This is a genomic window from Kitasatospora sp. NPDC001261, assembly GCF_042896795.1.
Lineage (GTDB): Bacteria > Actinomycetota > Actinomycetes > Streptomycetales > Streptomycetaceae > Kitasatospora.
This window is the reverse complement of record NZ_JBIAXP010000020.1, coordinates 14,187-31,623: the sequence shown is the minus strand read 5'-3', so window position 1 is coordinate 31,623 and position 17,437 is coordinate 14,187. Positions and strand designations below refer to the sequence as shown.

Sequence of the window (17,437 nt, the reverse complement as noted above, 5' to 3'; positions counted from 1 at the left end):
CAGTGAGAGTTCTCCCTCGGGCCCCGCTCACCAGGTCACGGGCAGTGACCGCATCCCGTAGATGAACGACTCGGTACGGAACTCGCGCTCGCCGGCCGGCCGCAGCCCGGGCAGCCGGCGGAACAGCGTCTCCAGGGCGATCTGGAGTTCGGCGCGGGCCAGCGGCTGGCCCAGGCACTGGTGCACGCCGAAGCCGAACGCCAGGTGCCGCCGGGCGTCCCGGTACACGTCCAGCTCGTCCGTCGCCCGGTGGCCGGCGCCGCCGAACGCCGCCTCGTCCCGGTTGGCGGTGGAGAGCATCGCCATCACGCCCTCCCCGGCCCGGACGGTGACGCCGCCCAGCTCCACGTCCTCCAGCGCCACCCGGGGCAGGCCGGTGTGCACGATGGTCAGCAGCCGCAACAGCTCCTCCACCGCGCCCGGCAGGGTGGCCGGGTCGGCCAGGCCGGGGATCTGCTCGGGGTGGTCCAGCAGCAGCGCGGTCGACAGCGCGATCATGTTCGCGGTCGTCTCGTGCCCGGCGACCAGCAGCAGCACGCCCATGGCGGCCACGTCGACCGGGGTCAGGTCGTCCCGCGCCGCGAGCCGGCTGAGGACGTCGTCCTCCGGCTGTGCGCGCTTGCGGGCCGTCAGGTCGCGCAGGTAGTCATGGACCTCCTCCTGGGCCTCCCGGAGCTGCTCCACGGTGCTCTCCCGGTTGAGCATCGTGCGGCTCAGGCGCTGGAAGCGGTCGTGGTCCTCGTACGGCACGCCGAGCAGCAGGCAGATCACCAGCGAGGGCACCGGCAGCGCGAAGTCGGTGACCAGGTCGGCCGTGGTCCGGCCCGCGGTCATCCGGTCCAGTGCCCCGTCCACGATCCGCTGGATCTCCGGGCGCAGCGCCTCCACCCGCTTGACCAGGAACTCCCCGGTGAGCATGCGGCGCTGGCGGGCGTGCTCGGGGTCGTCGAGCCGCAGGAAGTCCGGATTGTCGGTGATCAGCTCGCGAGCGCCGGCGATCAGCAGCGGGAAGGTCGGGTGGCGTATGTCGGCACTGAACCGGCGGTCGGACAGCACGGTGCGGACCTCGGCGATGCCGGTGACCAGCCAGCAGAGGTCGCCGTCGGGCAGCACGGCCCTGGTCACCGGCCCGGTGGCGGCGGCCTCGGGGTACGCGGGCGGCGGGCCGAACGGGCAGCCGCCGGAGTGCCGGGCCGGCAGTGGGAGGACGGGGGTGGTGGGTGCGGTGGTCACGGCGGGGGTCTCCTCACGTCGCGGGTGTTCTCGTGGGGTTCGGGGCCCGGGAAGGTTCCCGGCGGCCTGCGGGGCCGGCGGCGGGGGTCCGTCAGGCCCCGGTCCGCGCGGGCTCGTCCCCGGTGACGGTGATCGCCCGGCCCGGGCAGAGCTCGGAGGCGAGTCTGACGTCGTCGAACTGCTCGGGCAGCAGGACGGTCTGACGGAGCCTCACCAGACTGTCCTGCTCGTCCTGGTCGAAGACCGCGGGGGCGTTCGTCACGCACATGCCGGAGCTGCAGCAACGGTCCCGGTCGACGCTCACCTGCATGTCGGGCACCTTTCGCCAGGGCGGCGCCGGCTGCCCGGCGGCCGCCTCTCGTTGTCACGGTCAAACTAGCCGTCGCCGGTCCGCTTACGGACGGGTACGGTGGCCGGACCGAGAACGGCTGAATCGGCCCCTGTGCGTGAACCCCCATGGCCGCACAATGCGTTCAACCCGTGGTACTTCATCGGAGGGGGCGGCGGACCCGGCCGCGCGGACGGCCTCACAAGCCTTCGGCGGTGGCCAACTCCCGTACGGAGGCCACCGTATGGGCCTCGGCGGCGCTCCTGTCCGGCCGGCAGCGCACCGCCCGGGCGAACCGCCGGGCTGGCCCGGCGGGGTGGCGGGGGCCGCGCCGGAGGCCGTCGAAGGCGACCTCGACGACCGGTTCCGGCCGGACCGGCACCGTCCGGGCGTCCCCCGCCCGGTCTCCCGGGCGGCACCGCACTGGTCGTACGGCTCCGCTCATGACAGAACCTACCCGGGGCGGAGGCCTCGATGCCGCCGCGTCGCGGTCAACGCCTCGGTACGGACGGTCTGTTCGAAGCGGCCGTCCGGGCTGATGCCGGCCAGCGCCGTCCGCAGGTCCCGCTCGAAGGCGTCCTTCCGGCCGCCGAGCCGGGCGGGGGTGAAGGAGGAGTGCGAGAACTGGAGGCCGATGACCTCGTCGAGGGTGCGGTCGACGCGGTACGTCCAGTGCGCGGCCGTGACGCGGGGGAAGGGGGAGCGCCGGAGGACCTCGCGGTTCGACTCCTCCTGCTCCGGGCGGGAGCCGTCGGCTCCGCCGCCGGGGAGCGTGCGGTACGCCTCCCGCACCTCGTCCACGGCGCGCGACCACGCCGTCCCGGTCGGTTCCGTGGCGACGATGACCACGCCGCCCTCAGAGTTGACGAGGCCGTCGAGGTCGGCGAGGACCTGCTCGCGGGACATCCAGTGGAACGACCTGCCCATGACGCAGAGGTCCAGCGGGGGAAGGCCCAGCGCGCGCAGGTCCGAGGAGTCTCCCCGCCTCCACCGGATGGTGCCGACGCCCTGCCGTTCGGCGATCGACCGGCCTTCTTCGAGCATGCCCGGTTCCGGGTCCACGGCGATGACGCGGGCGACCAGCCGGGACAGCGGGAGGGCGAGGATGCCTGGTCCGCATCCGAGGTCGAGGACCGTCTGGGTCCCGTTCAGCCCGAAGGCCTCGGCGAGGAAGTCGAAGAGCTCCCGCGGGTACCGCGGCTGGTAGCGGGCGTAGTGCGACGCGCCGGAGGCGAAGAGCTCACCCGGGGAGGACATCCGGACCTCCGACGACCGGCCGGGGCGTGCCGGGCGGGTTCACCGCGGCCCCGCCCGGGCGGGTGAGGGGCGGCAGAGCCTCCGGCAGGCGGTCGGCGGCGGCCTCCCAATGGGCTCGCGTCCGGCCGGTGCGCGGCGGGGGCCGGCGGTCCTCGGGAGGCACCGGGAATCCGGTCGTCACGGGCGGGTGCACGGGCGTTCCTTCGGCAGGCGGCGGGCGGGGCGGGCAGGGAAGGCGAGGGTGCTGGGTTGCGGTGCGTATCGCCACGTGCACCATAAGTCACAGGTAGGTGGTTCGTCCGACGACTGATCGCCGTCGCTCCAAGCCGAGGAGGCGGGACATGGCGCCCCACCCTCACCCCGACCCCGCGAAGCCGCGTTCCGCACCTCGTCCGGGCCTCGCGGACACGACCTGTGTGATCACCGGAAGCGCGTCGGGCATCGGTCGCGCCGTCGCCCACGCCTTCGTCGGCGCGGGAGCCCACGCCGTCCTGGTGGACCGGGACTCCGACGGGCTGCGCCGGGTCGCCGGAGAACTCGGCCCGGCGGCCTCCGTGGTGGTGGGCGACATCTCGCGGCACGCGGACTGCCTGGAGGCCGCGCGGGCGGCCGAGGGGACGGCGCTGCCGGTCCGGTCGCTGGTCAACTGCGCGGCGAGCTTCCTGGCCCTCGGTGAGGGCGCCGGCCCCGCGGACTGGGACCGGAGCCTGGGCGTGAACGTCAAGGGCAGCGCGATGATGACGTCGGCGCTGGCCCCCCTGCTGCGCAGGGCGCGAGGGGCCTCGGTGGTCAACGTCGCGTCCGTCTCGGGGCACATCGCCCAGCCCCGCCAGTGGACGTACAGCGCCGGCAAGGGGGCGCTGCTCGCGCTGACCCGCTGCCAGGCGCTCGACCTGGCGGACGACGGCATCCGGGTCAACAGCGTCTCGCCGGGCCTGATCTGGACCCCGGAGACCGACCGGATGACCGGCGGCGACCGGGCGCGCTGGGGGCCCGTGCTCGGCGACCACCACATCCTGCGGCGGGTGGGGCAGCCGGAGGAGGTCGCGGCCGTCGTGTTGTTCCTCTGCGGGCCCGGCGCGTCGTTCATCACCGGCGCCGACCTGCCGGTCGACGGCGGCTACCTGGCGATGGGCCACAGCAGGTCGGAACCCGAGGTGCTGCCGGGGCGCAGGGACGACCGGGCCCACGCCCGGCACGTGGACGGGACGCCCGCATGATGCACGCCGTACTGGCGACCGGCAATCCCCGCAAGGCCGCCGAGATCGTCGAACTGCTCCACGGGGTCCTGGAGTTGCTGCCCCGGCCCGGCTGGCTTCCCGAGATCGTCGAGGACGGGACGACGGTCGAGGAGAACGCCTACCTCAAGGCCTCCGCGGTGGCCCTCGCGACCCGCCTGCCCGCGGTGGCCGACGACACCGTGATGGAGGTGGACGCCCTGGGCCTCGCTCCCGGGCTGTTCTCGGCCCGCTATGCCGGCGAGGGCGCGGGCGACGCCGCGAACGTGGCCAAGGTGCTCGCCGAGATGGCGGGTGTCGCCGCCCCGGGCCGGGGAGCCCGGGTGCGCACCGTGGCGCTGCTCTGCTACCCGGACGGACGGCGGGTGGTCAGCGAAGGGGTCGCCCGGGGCCGGATCACCGAACGCCCGCTCGGCGACCGCGGGTTCGGCTACGACACCGTGTTCGTGCCCGACGACGGCGACGGACGCACGCTCGGCCAGATGACCGCGGACGAGAAGGCCCGGCTGTACTGCCGGGGGCGGGCGTTCCGCGGCCTGGCCGCCTCCCTGAAGAGCGCGGCATGCCGGTCGCGCTAGAGCTCGGCGGACACGCGACGGTCCTGATCCGGGCGGACGCCTTCACCCTGCTCTGCGACCCCCACCTGCACGACAGCTACCGCGGTGGCCTCCTCGGCTTCGCCCCCGCTCGACGCGTCCTGCCGCACGCGCTGCCCCGGCCCGACGCTGTGTGGATCTCCCACTCCCACCGCGACCACTTCGACCTCGCCTCCCTGGCCCGGCTCGACCGGGCGCTGCCGGTCCTGCACCCCGACGACCCGAGGATCGCGCACGCCCTCCATCGGCTGGGCTTCCGCGACACCGTCGTGGTGCGCGACTGGACGGCGTTCAGCCCCCGCCGGGGCGTCGAACTGACCTGGACGCCCTCGACGATGGCCGTCCCCGAGCACGGGCTCTCGGTCCGCACCCGGGACGCCTTCGTCTGGCACATGGTCGACAGCCTGGTCACGCCCGCGTGGGTCCGGCGGCTGCTCGCCGACGGACCACCGCCGGACGTCCTGCTGGCTCCCTGCCAGCCGATCGAGGAGACCCGCAGTGTGGAGGGTGTCCCACCCGGAGTGGACCCGGACTGGTCCGACCCGCTGACGGCGCTGATGGCACAGGTCCGCCCCGCGCACGTGGTCCCGCTGCCGGAGGGGCAGTACGGGCTGGGCGAGGCGGCCTGGCTCAACGGGCACAAGTTCCCCGTACCGCCCCGGCTGGTCGACCGGGCGCTGCGCGCGGACGACCCGGACCGCCGGGTGCTGCGCCCCGGCCCGGGAGACCGGCTCACCGTGACGGGAGGGACCGTGCGGTGGGAGGAGGCCGCCGCGGAGTGGGTGCGCGCCACCGACGAGCCACGCGACCGCAGCTACCGTCCGGGAAGCTGGATCGGCCGGCTGGCCGCGGGCCCCGGTCCCGCCGCCGGGGACGGCCGGAGCGCGCCGGACGGCCCCGACGGAGCGGCGGCACTGGACCGGCTGTTCCCCGGGCTCCCGGGGCTCCCCGGGGCTGACGCCCCCTCCGGCCGGGCGACGGTGCCCGGCCTGCCCGAGCTCGCCGCGGCCGCCCGGGGCCGGCTGCGCGCCACCGCGTACCGCTTCGTCACGGTGGGCGCCGGCGCGGAGCCGCTCGCGGAGCGGACCGTACGGCTGGGCGTCGAGGGCACGCTGTCCGCCCTGCCGTCGGCGAGCGTGCCGGACGTCGAACTGGCGGTCTCCGTCAGCGACCTGGACGACCTGGTCGACGGGCGCCTGGGCTACTCCGCGGCGCAGTACGGCGGGCGACTGCGCGAGGTGCGGCCCGGGCCGGCGGCCGATCCCGACGCCGGCCCCGCCGTCGTCACCAGCCGGCATGACCCGGTCCCCGCCACCGGGGCGGTGATGCTGTCGGGCACCGGGCTGTTCGCGATCCTGCTGCGCGCCCGGCTCGGTTCGGCGCTGGTGGAACTGGACCACGAGCTCGACGCCCGACTCCCGGACCGTCCGGTGCCTCCGGTGCGTCCGGTGCGTCCGGTGCGTCCGCCCTGCGCGCCGCCGGCCCGTACCGCTCCCCCGGTCGTCCGGTCGCAGCCGAGGGCCGGGGAGCAGCCGCCCCGGTTCTGGCCGCGCGTCGCCCGCTGCCTGGCGCGGGGCGAGGACCCGTCCGCCGCGTCCGGGACCTTCACCGACACCGGTCGTACGCACTACCTCGGTGTGCTCGGGCGCGGCGAGTGGCCCGCGCCCGGGCCCGGGCCGGACGACGGCGTGGGGCTGCTCGTGCTGACGAGCCTGCTGGACGCCCAACCCCACCTCGGTGGCGGGGTGCGGTTCCCGGATTCCTCCTACCGGCGGTTGCTGACGAACATCGAGCACTCTCCCGTCCGCCGGTGGCGGGTGGCGACGGCGCTTCCCCCGGGGGTGCGGGTGCCCCGGTGGCGTGCGGCCTCGCTGTTCCCCGTCTCGGCCGAGCGGCTCCGGGCCGACCTGGCCCGCCGGGGCTGGGACGGCGAACTGCTCGGCCCGGTCGGTCCCGACCCCGCCGTGACCGGCGGAGCCGAGCGCTGCTGGTGGCTCGGCGTGCCCCCGCTGGAGGGGCCGTCCGACGGCCGGCGGGCCCTGGTCCTCCAGGAGTCGCCCGGGTGCCGGCTCCACGGTCTGGTCGAGGCCGCCCCCGGGCCGGAGGACCCGGCAGTGGAACAGCCCGACTTCCGCGTGCGGGCGGCGCTGTCCCGCCCGTCGCCGCCACCGGACGCCGTCCTGCACGCACTGCTCGGCGGTGACGTGCGGTTCTCCTGGCTGCTGCCGCCCCGGGAGACCGTGCGGAAGGCCGGGCGGGCCGTGGACCCGGTCGCCTTCGCGGAGCGGGTCGCCCTGCTCGCCCTCGCGGAACTGGCCCGCCGGGCGTACCCGAGGACCGGGCCGCCACCGGCCGGCACCGGCTGACCCCGACCGCCCCCGGCCGCTTCCGACCGACCTCAAGGACCGTGATGCTCTCCGAACTACCGCCCCGGCACCGCCCGGACCACCTCCGTGCCGCGTGCGTCATCCTCGACGGGCAGGACCGGGTCCTGCTCACCGAACCGCGGTCGGCCGACGAGCGGCCCGGCCTGCCCTGGGCCGTCGTGCCACCGGGCAGCACCGCTCGGGAGACCGCCGCGGACGTGGCCCGCCACGCCTGCCGCCAGCGCGTGGCCCCGACCCGGCTGCGCTACCTCACCGAACTCCACCTCCCGCCCGGCCCCCACGGGGAAGCGCCGCACGACCTGCGGGTGTTCGTCCACCGGTACGCGGGCGCCTTCCGGCGTACCGCACCCGGCCCGGACCTGCGCTGGAGCCCGCCGCAGTCCGGTACCGGGGAGGGCCTTGGACTCGACGCGGCATCCGCGTACTGCGTCGGCGAGTTGCTGCGGCACCGCCCCGACGACGCCGCGGACGACGGCGGGATCCGTGCCGTGGCCGAGATCGAGGACGAGGCGCGGCGGCTGATCGATCCGGTCCCCGCGCTGTGGCGCAGGGACGGAGCGGCCCGCGTGGTGGTCATCGGCCCGCCCGCCGTCGGCAAGAGCACCCTGCTGAAGCGGCACACCGCCCGCGCCCCGGACACCGAGCACGTGCGGGACATCGTCCCGGTGCGCCGGGACCGGGGCCGGGGCCCGGACAACTACCTGACCCGCTACCTGCGCGGGGACGACGCCTCGGGGTTCTTCTGCCAGATGGAGACCCTGCTGCTGCGGGTCCTGCAGAACCTCCGCACCGGCGAGAGCGGCGTCATGGACCAGGACGTGCACAGCTCGCTGGCCTACGCCAAGGCGCTCCGGCTGAGCGGCGCCCTGAGCGCCCAGCAGTACGAGACGTACTACCGCTACCACCACCTGCTCACCTCCGCACTGCCGCCGCCCGAGGCGGTGGTCCACCTGACCGCCCGTACCGACGTGCTGATGCGCCGGCTGCGCCGCCGCGACCGCGTCCTGGAGCGCTCGTTCACCAGCTCCTACGTGTCCCTGGTGGCCCAGTGCTTCGAGGACGTGGCCGAGGAGCTCGCCCCGCGGATCCCCGTCCACCACCTCGACACCTCCGAGCTGAACCCCGACCAGGTGCTGGCGCGCTTCGAGGAGCTGCTCCCCGTGCGCGCCGGCTCCGCCGACCGAAGGACCGACCGACATGACCAAGCCCAAGGCTGACTGGCGCAATCCGGGACCCGCCCCGACCGGCGGCCCGCTCATCGACACGTTCGGCCGGGTCGGCGGCGACCTCCGGATCTCCGTGATCGACAAGTGCAATCTGCGGTGCACCTACTGCATGCCGGCCGAGGGGTTGCCCTGGCTGGAGAAGGAGGAGCTCCTCACCGTCGACGAGATCGACCGGCTCGCCCGGCTCTTCCACTCCCTCGGGGTGCGCGACTTCAAGATCACCGGCGGGGAGCCGACCGTCCGCCGGGAACTGCCCGAGATCGTGGCCCGGGTGTGCGCGCTGGAGGGGGTGGACGTCTCCATCACCACCAACGGGTTGCTGCTGGACCGTCTGGCCCGCCCCTTGCGGGAGGCGGGGCTGCGCAGGATCACGGTGTCCTGCGACTCCCTGATGAGGCACCGCTACGCCGAGATGACCCGTCGGGACGCCTTCGACAAGGTGACCGCGGGGCTGGAGGCGGCCCGCGAGGCCGGATTCGACCCGATCAAGATCAACTGTGTGGTGATCCGCGGCAGCAACGAGGACGAGGCCGTCGACTTCGCCCGCCTGGCGCGGGAAGGCGGCTACGACGTGCGCTTCATCGAGTACATGCCGCTGGACGCGGAGCGGACCTGGGAGCGGGAGAAGGTCGTCCCGGCCGCCGAGACGCTGGCCGCGGTCTCCGCGGCCTACGACCTGGCCCCCGTCGTCCAGGACGCGCCGCAGCCGGCCACCTCCTTCCGCTTCGCCGACGGGGCCCCGGGGGTCCTGGGCTTCATCCCCTCGGTGACGAAGCCCTTCTGCGACAGCTGCAACCGCATGCGGACCACGGCCGAAGGAGCCTTCCGCGTCTGCCTGTTCGCGCTGGAGGAGACCGACCTGCGCACCGCGCTCCGCTCCGGTGCCGACGACGCCGAACTGGAACGGCTGGTCCGCGAGGCGCTCTGGCACAAGTGGCCCGGACACAAGATCAACCACCCCGACTTCGTCCGGCCCGACCGCAGCATGTCGATGATCGGCGGCTGAAGCCGTGAACGGCCGTGTGGTCTCCTTCACCTGGGGCCGGGGGCTGGGCCACGTCTCCCGCCAGATCGCCGTCCACCGCGAACTGCGCGGGCTGGGCCGGGACTCCCTGCTGCTGACCGAACGGCCCCAACGGCTGATCGACGACTACGGCTTCGCCCAGACCGTCCTGCCCACCGACGCCGACAGCCTGGTCGGCGAGCCACTGCACGGGACCGGCCCCGCGGTGGACCACGGTCTCGCCCGGGCCATGGTCGCCTGGGTGCTGCGGCCGGACGACGTGGTGCTGCACGACGTGACGGTGCAGCGGGAACTGTACGACCAGGCCGCCCGGCTGGGCTGCCCCCAGTTCCTGGTGCACCGCTTCCAGCGCAACCGCCCCGACCCGCCCCGCTGGGTCTCCCGCCACACACCCGCCATCGGCACGATCTACCTGCTGGGCGAGGCCGGACCGGAGGAAACCGTCCACGGGGTGCGCGTGCTGGGGGTGCCCCACGTCGTCCGACCGCTGCTCGACGACCGGTCGCCCTGGCCCGAGGACACCCGCGCCCTCCGGGTCGCGGTGGTGGCTGGCGGCGGCGGGCACGACGACGCGCCCAGATTCCTCACGGCCGCGCTGCACGGCATCCGCGCGTTCACGCGCGGACGCCCCGCCGGCGTCGACGTCCTGGTGCTCACCGGCCCGCACTTCGACGGAGCCGTCCTCGTGCCACCCGGCCTGCCCGGGCCGGTGCGGGTCCGCCCGTACCTGGGGCCGTCGTACGACGTGTACCGGCACGCCGACGCCGCGATCACCCACGCCGGGTACAACACCGTGCAGGAACTGGTCCGTTCCGGCCTGCCGGTGGTGGCCGTACCCGGCGTCCGCGACTTCGACGACCAGCGCGTCCACCTGAAGGCCGCCGACAGCCCGAACGTGGTGGTCGCCGACGCCGAGGAGCACGCCATCGCCCGGGCCCTGGCCGAAGCCCTCAACGGCCCGTCCGGCACCCGGGCCCGGCCGGCCGCCACACCCGCCCCACAGGCGGACGGCGCCGCCCGGATCGCCCGCGACCTGGTCGCCGCCACCTCCGGCGTCAGCGGCGCCGGGTCACCGTGACGCCCGGACACCGCCCCCGCTCGACACGGTCGATGTCGAGCTGACCACCGAATCCTGCCCTCAGGGGCGTTGATCTTCCTCGGCTTCGGGAGGATGCCCCGTGGCAGCCGTGCGCGTGACCGTGTGGGACGACCGCGACCGGGCCGGCGGAGGCCGCACGCCCAGGGACCCGCCGCCGTCAACGCCGCCCTGCGGGAGTTCTGGGGCCGACCCGGTTCCGCACCGGCTACCGGTCCCGCCCTTCGGCCGCGGGCCTACCAGCCGACTTGCGGACTGCCGGACCAGGGGCGGTGATAGGAGGGGAAGAACAGCGAACCCGCCCGCGGGCCGTCCGGCCCAGGAGGAACCATGTCGCACCACAAGTCGAACAAGGACGTCGAGGGCGACCCCGACACCGGCCACGGCCGCGGCCTGCCGCGACGCCCCGACGAGGCCGAGCTCGAGGAGCGCACCGAGGAGGACCGCGAGGAGGTCGGCCTGGCGCCCGACGCCGACGAGGCCGACGAGGACGGCAGATAGGAGCAGGGCCTGGTGAGCCGCCCGCCCCGGTGGTGGTCGGCGTCCTGCGCACGCTCCCGGCCGACCGACGCGCTCGGGCGTCGGCCGGCCGGGCGGAACCGCGGGATCAGAAGGTGAGGTTCCAGGCGTCGATCGTGCCGGTGTCGCCGGAGGCGCCGTCCTTCACGCGGAGCTTCCAGGTGCCGTTCGCCGCGCTCGCGGAGGCGTTGACGGTGTAGGTCTTGGCGACGTTGTCGGTGCTGTCGCTGTTCGGGAAGTCCTCCAGGAGGTAGACCGTGCCGTCGGGCGCGACCAGGGAGAGGACGAGGTCGCCGCGGTAGGTGTGCTTGATGTCCACGCCGACCTTGAGCGTCGCCGGGGCGTTGCCGGTGACGCCGGTGACGGTGATCGGGCTCTCCACCGTGGTGTTGTCGGGGATCGCCACGTCGGCGGTGTTCTCGAAGTACGTGCCGGTGGGCTGGGTGGCGCCGCCGACCGCCTTCAGCGCGTCGACCTGGCCCTCGCCGAAGAAGGAGTTGTCGGCGGTGGTGCCGGTGCAGCGGCTGTCGGAGGCGGGGCAGGCCAGGTCGTTGGCCTGGCTCGCCAGCCGGGCCCGGATGTCCGCCGGGGTGAGCGAGGGGTTGCTGCTCGCGATCAGCGCGGCCACCCCGGTGACGTGCGGGGAGGCCATCGAAGTGCCGCTCTTGGTGCCGTACTTGCCGCCGGGCAGGGTCGAGTAGACGCCGGTGGCACCGTCACCGCCGGGCGCCGCGACGTCGATGACGCCCCGGCCGAAGTTGGAGTAGGAGGCCTTGCCGCTGCCGCTGCCCGTGGCCGCGACGGTCACCACGCCGGGGAGTTCGGTGGGGATGTCGATGCAGGCGTTGGTGATCGTCCGGGTGACCTTGGTGGAGTCGTTCGGGCTCTCGGTGTCGGTGGTCTTGTTGGCCAGGTCGTAGTTGGCGTTGCCGGCCGCCGCGACCTGCAGCGAGCCCTTGCCCTCGGCGTACTCCTGGGCGCGCTTGACGCCCTCGATGATGGCCGCCTGGTCGAGGTCGTTGGGGCAGTTGAACTGCCAGGGGTCGGTGTAGTAGCTGTTGTTGGTGACCTTGAAGCCGTGGTCGCCGGCCCAGACGAAGCCGCAGACGGTGTTCTCGGCGTAGAACAGGGTGCTGGTCGGCTCGGCGATCCGGACCGACGCGATCTTCACGCCCGGTGCGACACCGATGACGCCCTTGCCGTTCTTCGCGGCCGCGATGGTGCCGGCGACGTGGGTGCCGTGGGTGTCCACGTCCCGCCAGGCGCCGGTGCGGGCGTCGGGCTTGCCGTAGGCGCAGGAGACCGAGTCGGCGGCGTCGAAGTTCGGCGCGAGGTCCTGGTGCTGGTCGTCCACGCCGGTGTCGAGCACGCCGACCTTGACGGACGGCGAGCCGGTGCTGACGCTCCAGGCCTGGTCGGCCTTGATCTGCGTCATGTCCCAGCGGTTGGACTCGGTGAGCGTGGTGGCCGCCTGCGCCGGGTTGGCGGGCAGCGCCGGGCTGTAGGCGTCGGCCGGCACGTCGGAGGTGCGGGTCGCGCCGACCTGCTGGATGCCGGTGACGGTGCGCAGCGCGGCGGCGAAGCCGGCGCTGGTGGAGTGGGCGACGATGACGCCGATCTGGTCGTAACTCGAGAAGACCGTACCGCCCTTGGCGGCGACGGCGGCCTTGGCGGCGGCGATGTCGGCGGGGGCGCTGATCACCAGGTAGGCACGGGTGCCGGCGGCCCAGCCCGCGGCGGCGGGAACGGCGGGGGCCTGCGTGGTGGGCGCTTGTGCCGCGGGCGCGGAGACGGCGCCGGGGACGGTGGGGGTGATGGTCGTGGTGGCGGCGGTCGCGAACGCGGTGGGGGTGGCGAGCGCCATGGCCGAGAGCACGGCGAGGGCTGCGGCCGGGCGGCCGAGCCGCCGGGATATCAGGGGTGACACGTATCCTCCGATTCAGACCGTACGTGAGGGGGATCGCACGGGAATTGAGGGAAACATGCCAGATTTAGCAGGAGTTGGGGAAGACTTTACGCCCGGCGACTTTCCACGGAAGCGTTACGTTTTGATGTCACGGGATCCACAGCCCCCGGGCGGGGCGTGGCAGCATCCTCGGCCTCACGCCTCCGGCCACTCGGCCGACCGAGGCCTCAGGGATCCGTCGGGGGCGGCCTTCGACCTGAGGTGGAGTCCTCCGGGCGGGAAGATGGGTCCCGGGGCGGAGACGCTCCGGACCTGAGGTGGACGCCTCGTAACGCTACTGGCTGACACTCTGTCAACTGTCTTTGTTGTGACGGGTGTTGATCGCATCCGTCGGTCGACTTCGGGAGGACGGCATGGCGGACGGGACGGCGGATCCGAGGCGCGGGAGACTCGGCTCGAAGGGTCGACGGTGGCGGCGCCCGGTCGGGCGGTCGGCGATCATCGCGCTCGCAGGCGCGGGCCTGCTGGCGGCCTTGGCCCCGGCCGCCGGCGCGACGGACAGCCCGGCGGCGCCCCACCGGGTGGCGGCGGCGGGCGGTGAGCGGACGGCGGACGGGGCGGCCCTGGACGCGGTGGTCCGGGCCATGGTGCGGGAGGGCGGGGCGGCGGCGACGCTGGCCCGCGTCCGGGAGAACGGCTCCACGGTCTGGAAGGGTGCGGCCGGCGTGGCCGACCTGGCCACCGGTGCGCCCGCCGATCCGGACGGCCGGTTCCGGATCGGCAGCGTCACCAAGACCTTCGTCGCGACGGTGGTCCTCCAACTGGTCGCGGAACACCGGATCGGCCTCGACGACTCCGTCGAGAGCCGCCTGCCGGGCGTGGTGCCGAACGGCGCCGGCATCACCGTGCGCCAACTGCTCAACCACACCAGCGGCATCCACGACTTCACCGAGGACCCGGCGTTCGACGCGAGCAACGAGGAGACGCTGCGGCAGTGGCTGGCGGGTGGGCGCTGGACGTCCTACCGGCCGCAGCAGCTCGTGGACATCGCCGACAAGTACCCGCCGTACTTCGCCCCCGGTCAGGGCTGGCACTACTCCAACACCGACTACGTGCTCATCAGCATGATCATCGAGCGCCTCACCGGGCGCAGTTGGGCGCAGGAGGTGGACCGCCGCATCATCCGGCCACTGGGCCTGACGGGCACCTCGATGCCCCTCTACTCGCCCTTCATCCCCGGCTCCCACGCGCACGGCTACTACAAGCTCCCCGCCGGCCCCGCCGACGTGACGCTGCTCAACCCGTCGATGGCGTCCGCCGCCGGGGCGGGCATCTCCACCACCGCGGACCTCACCCGCTTCATCGCCGCCCTGCTCGGCGGGCAGCTGCTCGGCCCGGCCGAACTCGCCGCGATGAAGGACACCAGCGGCCCGAACGCGGCCGCCGGCTACGGCCTCGGGCTCCAGCGGTTGACCACACCCTGCGGCGAGTTCTGGGGACACGACGGCGGCATCCCCGGCTACAACACCCTGCTGGTAGGCGAGGTCACCGGCAAGCGGCAGTTCGCCACCTCGATCAACCGGTACGACCTGTCGGACCATGCCGCGATGCTGAGGACCTCCAACGCCCTGTACTCCGCGGGCACTTGCGGCGGCGGCCCGTCGGCCTCCTCGCCGTCGGCCCTCCCGTCCGACGCCGCCGCGACACCGTACTCCGCCGGACCGCTCGCCTGAGCGTTTCGACGCACTGAAGGCCGCTCCCGGTCACTCGAAATTCACAGCCCGGGGTCTACTCGCATAGACAACGATGGGGCATCCTGGTCCGATGCCGGCACTCGAAGCCCGTCGCCCCCCGTTTCCCGGGAGCGGCAGGCGGTGGCGCCGGAGGGATCGGTCGGCCCTCGTGCCGGAGCACTGTCGCGTCACAGCACTGCGTACGACCCCTACGTCCGGGCCGCTTGCGTCGGCCCGGCGCCGGACCTCCCGCCCTCCCAGCGAGGCGCGGCAGGAGGGCGGGGGTCGAGTCGGATGCACACCATCCTCACCGGGAGATGCAGATGAAGCCACGCACCGCAGCCACCGTCGTCGCCCTGGCCCTGGCCGGCCTCGCCCTCTCGGCGCCCACGGCCGGCGCCAGCGGCACCAAGCTGTCGCAGTCCGCGGCCGCCGGCCAGTTCAGCGGCGCCGGCATCACGTGGAGTTCCAGCGGGGGCTGCACCACCAGGTCCAACTCCACCTGCACCTCGTTCGACCAGATCAACTCGGGCACGGTCAGCGCCGTCATCACCCTCAAGCAGGCCAGCGGCTGCGCCATCAACATCACGGGCGGCACCGAGGTGGGCCACGCCTCCGGCACCTACAGCCACTACAACGGCTACAAGGTCGACATCGCCCGCAGCTCCTGCATCGACGGCTACGTCCAGAACAGCTTCACCTACATCGGCCTCCGGGGCGACGGCTACCCGCAGTGGCAGGCCGCGTCGGGCAACCTGTACTGCAACGAGGGCAGCCACTGGGACGTCCTCATCTACTGACGCCGCCCCCGGGCCTTTCCCCGGGATCTTTCCGGACCAGGACACGGCGCCGTGACGGGGACCGAGGGCCCGTCACGGCGCCGGACCATGCCGAGGAACGCGCCCTCGGCCTCACCGTCGCCGACGGGCTGCCGCGGGTCCAAGGCCTGTCCGCGCCAGGGCACTTGACCGCCCCGCCCGCCCGCGCCCCGTGCGGACGGGCGGGGCGGCGCGCGTCACGGGGCAGTCCGCCGACCGGCAGCTTCGCGGACGCGGGCACGCAGCCAGCGGTGGGCCGGGTCGTCGTCGTGGCGGGGATGCCACAGCATGCTGACGCGCAGCGGCTTCACGTCCAACGGCACCGGGAAGGTGACCAGTTCGAGCGGGTCGGCCAGACGGCCGGCCAGGGCGGCCGGCACGATCCCGACCAGGTCGCCGGCGGCTACCAGGCGCAGCGCCGTGGTGAAGCCGGGCACGGAGGCCGCGACGGTACGCCGCACTCCCTCGGCCTCCAGCAGCCTGTCGACCGCGGTGCGCAGGCGGCCGTGACGGGAGACCACGACGTGATCCCACGCCGCGAAGCGGGCCGCCGTGACCTCGCCGCGGCTCAGCGGGTGACCGGCGCGGACCACCCCGAGCAGCGGCTCGCGGACCAGCCCTTCCGAGCGGAGGTCGGCCTCCTTGGAGGCGTTGACCCCGATCGCGACATCCGCGGCGCCCTCGCGCACCGCCCCGCCTTCGTCGGCCGCCCGCCCTTCGCCGAGGAGGCGCAGCTGGACGCCGGGGGCTTCGGCGCGCACGAGGGCCAGCAGGTCCGTGCCGAAGCACCCGATCAGGTCCTCGGGCGCCAGAACGGTGAAGCTGCGGCACCAGGCGGCCGGTGCGTCCTCCTCCGCGGGCCCCAGCAGGTTCCGGGCGTCCTCGACCAGGGCTCGTACCCGCGGACGCAGCGCCAGCGCGTGCGCGGTCGGCTTCAGTCCGCGGCTGGAGCGCACCAGCAGGGGATCGCCGAAAGCGGTCCGCAGCCGGCCCAGGGCCCTGCTGACGGCCGGTGCCGACAGGTCCAACCGGCGGGCCGCCCCGGTGACGCTGCCCTCCTCCAGCACGGCGTCGAGGATGACGAGGAGGTTGAGGTCGAGGGACGTGACTTTCACCAAGTGAAAATAGCACTTGCATTCTTTTCACTGGTCGCAATCCGCGACCGCTCCTAGGGTCGTGAGCACCGCCGCAGGATGCGGCCCCGGACGCCCCGGACGCACGGTCCGAAACCCCCCGCGTACGAGGGGAGACGGCGGCCACAGCAGCCCGAGAACGGGCCCGGACACGACATCAAGGAGCACCACCCATGACGGACGACACGATGGACGACCCCATCGACCCGGTCGAGCTGGTCGAGCTGGTCGAGCTGGTCGCGCTCGGCAGCCGGGCGCTGGCCGCGGCCGGGCACGGTGACATGGTGTGGGGACACCTCGCGGTCCGCGACCCGGACGGGCGCGGCGTGTGGATGAAGTCGGCCGGCTGGGGGCTGGAGGAGATCACCCCCGAGCGCGTCCTGCTCGTCTCGTGGACCGGCGAGCGGCTGGCGGGAACCGGACGCGTCCACCTCGAACACCACCTCCACACCGAACTCATGCGGGCCCGTCCCGAGGTGCGCGCCAGCGTCCACACCCACTCCCCGACGGTCAACGCCTTCAGCGCGCTCGGTGAACCGCTCCGCGCGCTCAGCCACGACGCCGTCGTCTTCGCCGAACACGGCCTGCCCCGGTACACCGCCACCGACAACCTCGTCCGCACCCCCGGGCTGGGCCGCGCGCTCGCGGCCGACCTCGGCGGCGCCCGCGCCTGCCTGATGCCCGGACACGGCCTGGCGGCGGTCGGTCGGGACACCGCCCACGCGGTCATGTACGCGATCCTGCTCGAACGGGCCTGCCGGACCCAGCTCACCGCCCGCGCCGCGGGCGAGCTCCGGCACTGGACCGGCCATCAGGAATGCCTGGAGAAGGACGCGGTGGCCTGGCCCGACAGCCAGATCGACGCCGGCTGGCGGTACTGGCTACGCCGAGCCGCACTCCTCCAGGCCCACTGACCCTTCCCGTTCCCGGAACGCCCACGCGG

15 protein-coding genes are annotated in these 17,437 nt (G+C 74.0%); 10 read left to right on the top strand and 5 right to left on the bottom strand.

The window, feature by feature from the left end; translation table 11 throughout:
• Window positions 1-27 precede the first annotated feature (27 nt).
• From ACFY4B_RS25775 to ACFY4B_RS25765, 3 genes are all read right to left on the bottom strand, one after another.
• Window positions 28-1,233 carry a cytochrome P450 gene (locus tag ACFY4B_RS25775; RefSeq protein WP_387971413.1) on the bottom strand — a complete coding sequence of 402 codons (1,206 nt, stop codon included), beginning with the start codon at window positions 1,231-1,233 and terminating at the stop codon, window positions 28-30.
• Between the two features lie 91 nt (window positions 1,234-1,324).
• Window positions 1,325-1,543, bottom strand: a complete 219-nt coding sequence (locus tag ACFY4B_RS25770) for a ferredoxin (protein ID WP_387971410.1) — start codon at window positions 1,541-1,543, stop codon at window positions 1,325-1,327.
• 471 nt (window positions 1,544-2,014) lie between these two features.
• The gene (locus ACFY4B_RS25765) at window positions 2,015-2,818 is read right to left on the bottom strand and encodes a class I SAM-dependent methyltransferase (protein WP_387971408.1); all 804 of its coding nucleotides are present in this window, start codon (window positions 2,816-2,818) and stop codon (window positions 2,015-2,017) included.
• Window positions 2,819-3,234: 416 nt separating this feature from the next.
• Here ACFY4B_RS25765 and ACFY4B_RS25760 point away from each other — a divergent pair, with 416 nt between their 5' ends.
• From ACFY4B_RS25760 to ACFY4B_RS25730, 7 genes are all read left to right on the top strand, one after another.
• Complete coding sequence (locus tag ACFY4B_RS25760; protein ID WP_380777793.1) at window positions 3,235-4,038, top strand: SDR family oxidoreductase; 804 nt, start codon at window positions 3,235-3,237, stop codon at window positions 4,036-4,038.
• Window positions 4,035-4,634, top strand: coding sequence for a non-canonical purine NTP pyrophosphatase (locus tag ACFY4B_RS25755; RefSeq protein WP_387971405.1), 600 nt, complete (start codon window positions 4,035-4,037; stop codon window positions 4,632-4,634). Before ACFY4B_RS25760 ends, ACFY4B_RS25755 begins: the two co-directional genes overlap by 4 nt.
• Window positions 4,619-7,018, top strand: coding sequence for an MBL fold metallo-hydrolase (locus tag ACFY4B_RS25750; RefSeq protein WP_387971402.1), 2,400 nt, complete (start codon window positions 4,619-4,621; stop codon window positions 7,016-7,018). The genes ACFY4B_RS25755 and ACFY4B_RS25750 overlap by 16 nt, the downstream gene beginning before the upstream one ends.
• Window positions 7,019-7,062: 44 nt before the next feature.
• The gene (locus ACFY4B_RS25745; protein ID WP_387971400.1) at window positions 7,063-8,256 is read left to right on the top strand and encodes a deoxynucleoside kinase; all 1,194 of its coding nucleotides are present in this window, start codon (window positions 7,063-7,065) and stop codon (window positions 8,254-8,256) included.
• Window positions 8,237-9,271: a GTP 3',8-cyclase MoaA gene (gene moaA, locus ACFY4B_RS25740; protein WP_049657070.1), complete on the top strand. Its 1,035-nt coding sequence runs from the start codon at window positions 8,237-8,239 to the stop codon at window positions 9,269-9,271. The genes ACFY4B_RS25745 and moaA overlap by 20 nt, the downstream gene beginning before the upstream one ends.
• 4 nt (window positions 9,272-9,275) lie before the next feature.
• Window positions 9,276-10,367 (top strand): glycosyltransferase, encoded by a 1,092-nt coding sequence (locus ACFY4B_RS25735; protein WP_387971396.1) that lies wholly within the window; start codon window positions 9,276-9,278, stop codon window positions 10,365-10,367.
• 348 nt (window positions 10,368-10,715) lie between these two features.
• Window positions 10,716-10,886, top strand: coding sequence for a hypothetical protein (locus tag ACFY4B_RS25730; protein ID WP_181970411.1), 171 nt, complete (start codon window positions 10,716-10,718; stop codon window positions 10,884-10,886).
• A gap of 106 nt (window positions 10,887-10,992) precedes the next feature.
• Here the strand turns inward: ACFY4B_RS25730 and ACFY4B_RS25725 are convergent, their stop codons facing one another.
• Window positions 10,993-12,768, bottom strand: a complete 1,776-nt coding sequence (locus tag ACFY4B_RS25725) for a S8 family serine peptidase (RefSeq protein WP_387971694.1) — start codon at window positions 12,766-12,768, stop codon at window positions 10,993-10,995.
• A 455-nt stretch (window positions 12,769-13,223) separates the two neighbouring features.
• Between ACFY4B_RS25725 and ACFY4B_RS25720 the strand changes: the two genes are divergently transcribed.
• Window positions 13,224-14,543: a serine hydrolase domain-containing protein gene (locus ACFY4B_RS25720; RefSeq protein ID WP_387971393.1), complete on the top strand. Its 1,320-nt coding sequence runs from the start codon at window positions 13,224-13,226 to the stop codon at window positions 14,541-14,543.
• A 323-nt stretch (window positions 14,544-14,866) separates the two neighbouring features.
• Window positions 14,867-15,343, top strand: a complete 477-nt coding sequence (locus ACFY4B_RS25715) for a hypothetical protein (RefSeq protein ID WP_387827761.1) — start codon at window positions 14,867-14,869, stop codon at window positions 15,341-15,343.
• 215 nt (window positions 15,344-15,558) lie between these two features.
• On the opposite strand, the gene ACFY4B_RS25710 is transcribed toward ACFY4B_RS25715, so the two are convergent.
• Window positions 15,559-16,476: a LysR family transcriptional regulator gene (locus tag ACFY4B_RS25710; RefSeq protein ID WP_387971390.1), complete on the bottom strand. Its 918-nt coding sequence runs from the start codon at window positions 16,474-16,476 to the stop codon at window positions 15,559-15,561.
• Window positions 16,477-16,667: 191 nt separating this feature from the next.
• On the opposite strand from ACFY4B_RS25710, the gene ACFY4B_RS25705 reads away from it, so the two are divergent.
• Complete coding sequence (locus ACFY4B_RS25705; protein ID WP_387971387.1) at window positions 16,668-17,408, top strand: class II aldolase/adducin family protein; 741 nt, start codon at window positions 16,668-16,670, stop codon at window positions 17,406-17,408.
• Window positions 17,409-17,437 lie beyond the last annotated feature (29 nt).

Excerpts from the sequence above, each read along its gene's own strand:
- ACFY4B_RS25765 (WP_387971408.1), bottom strand. The coding sequence starts at position 2,818 with ATGTCCTCCCCGGGTGAGCTCTTCGCCTCCGGCGCGTCGCACTACGCC.
- ACFY4B_RS25745 (WP_387971400.1), top strand. The coding sequence starts at position 7,063 with ATGCTCTCCGAACTACCGCCCCGGCACCGCCCGGACCACCTCCGTGCC.
- ACFY4B_RS25750 (WP_387971402.1), top strand. The coding sequence starts at position 4,619 with ATGCCGGTCGCGCTAGAGCTCGGCGGACACGCGACGGTCCTGATCCGG.
- ACFY4B_RS25755 (WP_387971405.1), top strand. The coding sequence starts at position 4,035 with ATGATGCACGCCGTACTGGCGACCGGCAATCCCCGCAAGGCCGCCGAG.
- ACFY4B_RS25725 (WP_387971694.1), bottom strand. The coding sequence starts at position 12,768 with ATGGCGCTCGCCACCCCCACCGCGTTCGCGACCGCCGCCACCACGACC.
- moaA (WP_049657070.1), top strand. The coding sequence starts at position 8,237 with ATGACCAAGCCCAAGGCTGACTGGCGCAATCCGGGACCCGCCCCGACC.
- ACFY4B_RS25770 (WP_387971410.1), bottom strand. The coding sequence starts at position 1,543 with ATGCAGGTGAGCGTCGACCGGGACCGTTGCTGCAGCTCCGGCATGTGC.
- ACFY4B_RS25720 (WP_387971393.1), top strand. The coding sequence starts at position 13,224 with ATGGCGGACGGGACGGCGGATCCGAGGCGCGGGAGACTCGGCTCGAAG.
- ACFY4B_RS25730 (WP_181970411.1), top strand. The coding sequence starts at position 10,716 with ATGTCGCACCACAAGTCGAACAAGGACGTCGAGGGCGACCCCGACACC.
- ACFY4B_RS25715 (WP_387827761.1), top strand. The coding sequence starts at position 14,867 with ATGAAGCCACGCACCGCAGCCACCGTCGTCGCCCTGGCCCTGGCCGGC.
- ACFY4B_RS25705 (WP_387971387.1), top strand. The coding sequence starts at position 16,668 with ATGACGGACGACACGATGGACGACCCCATCGACCCGGTCGAGCTGGTC.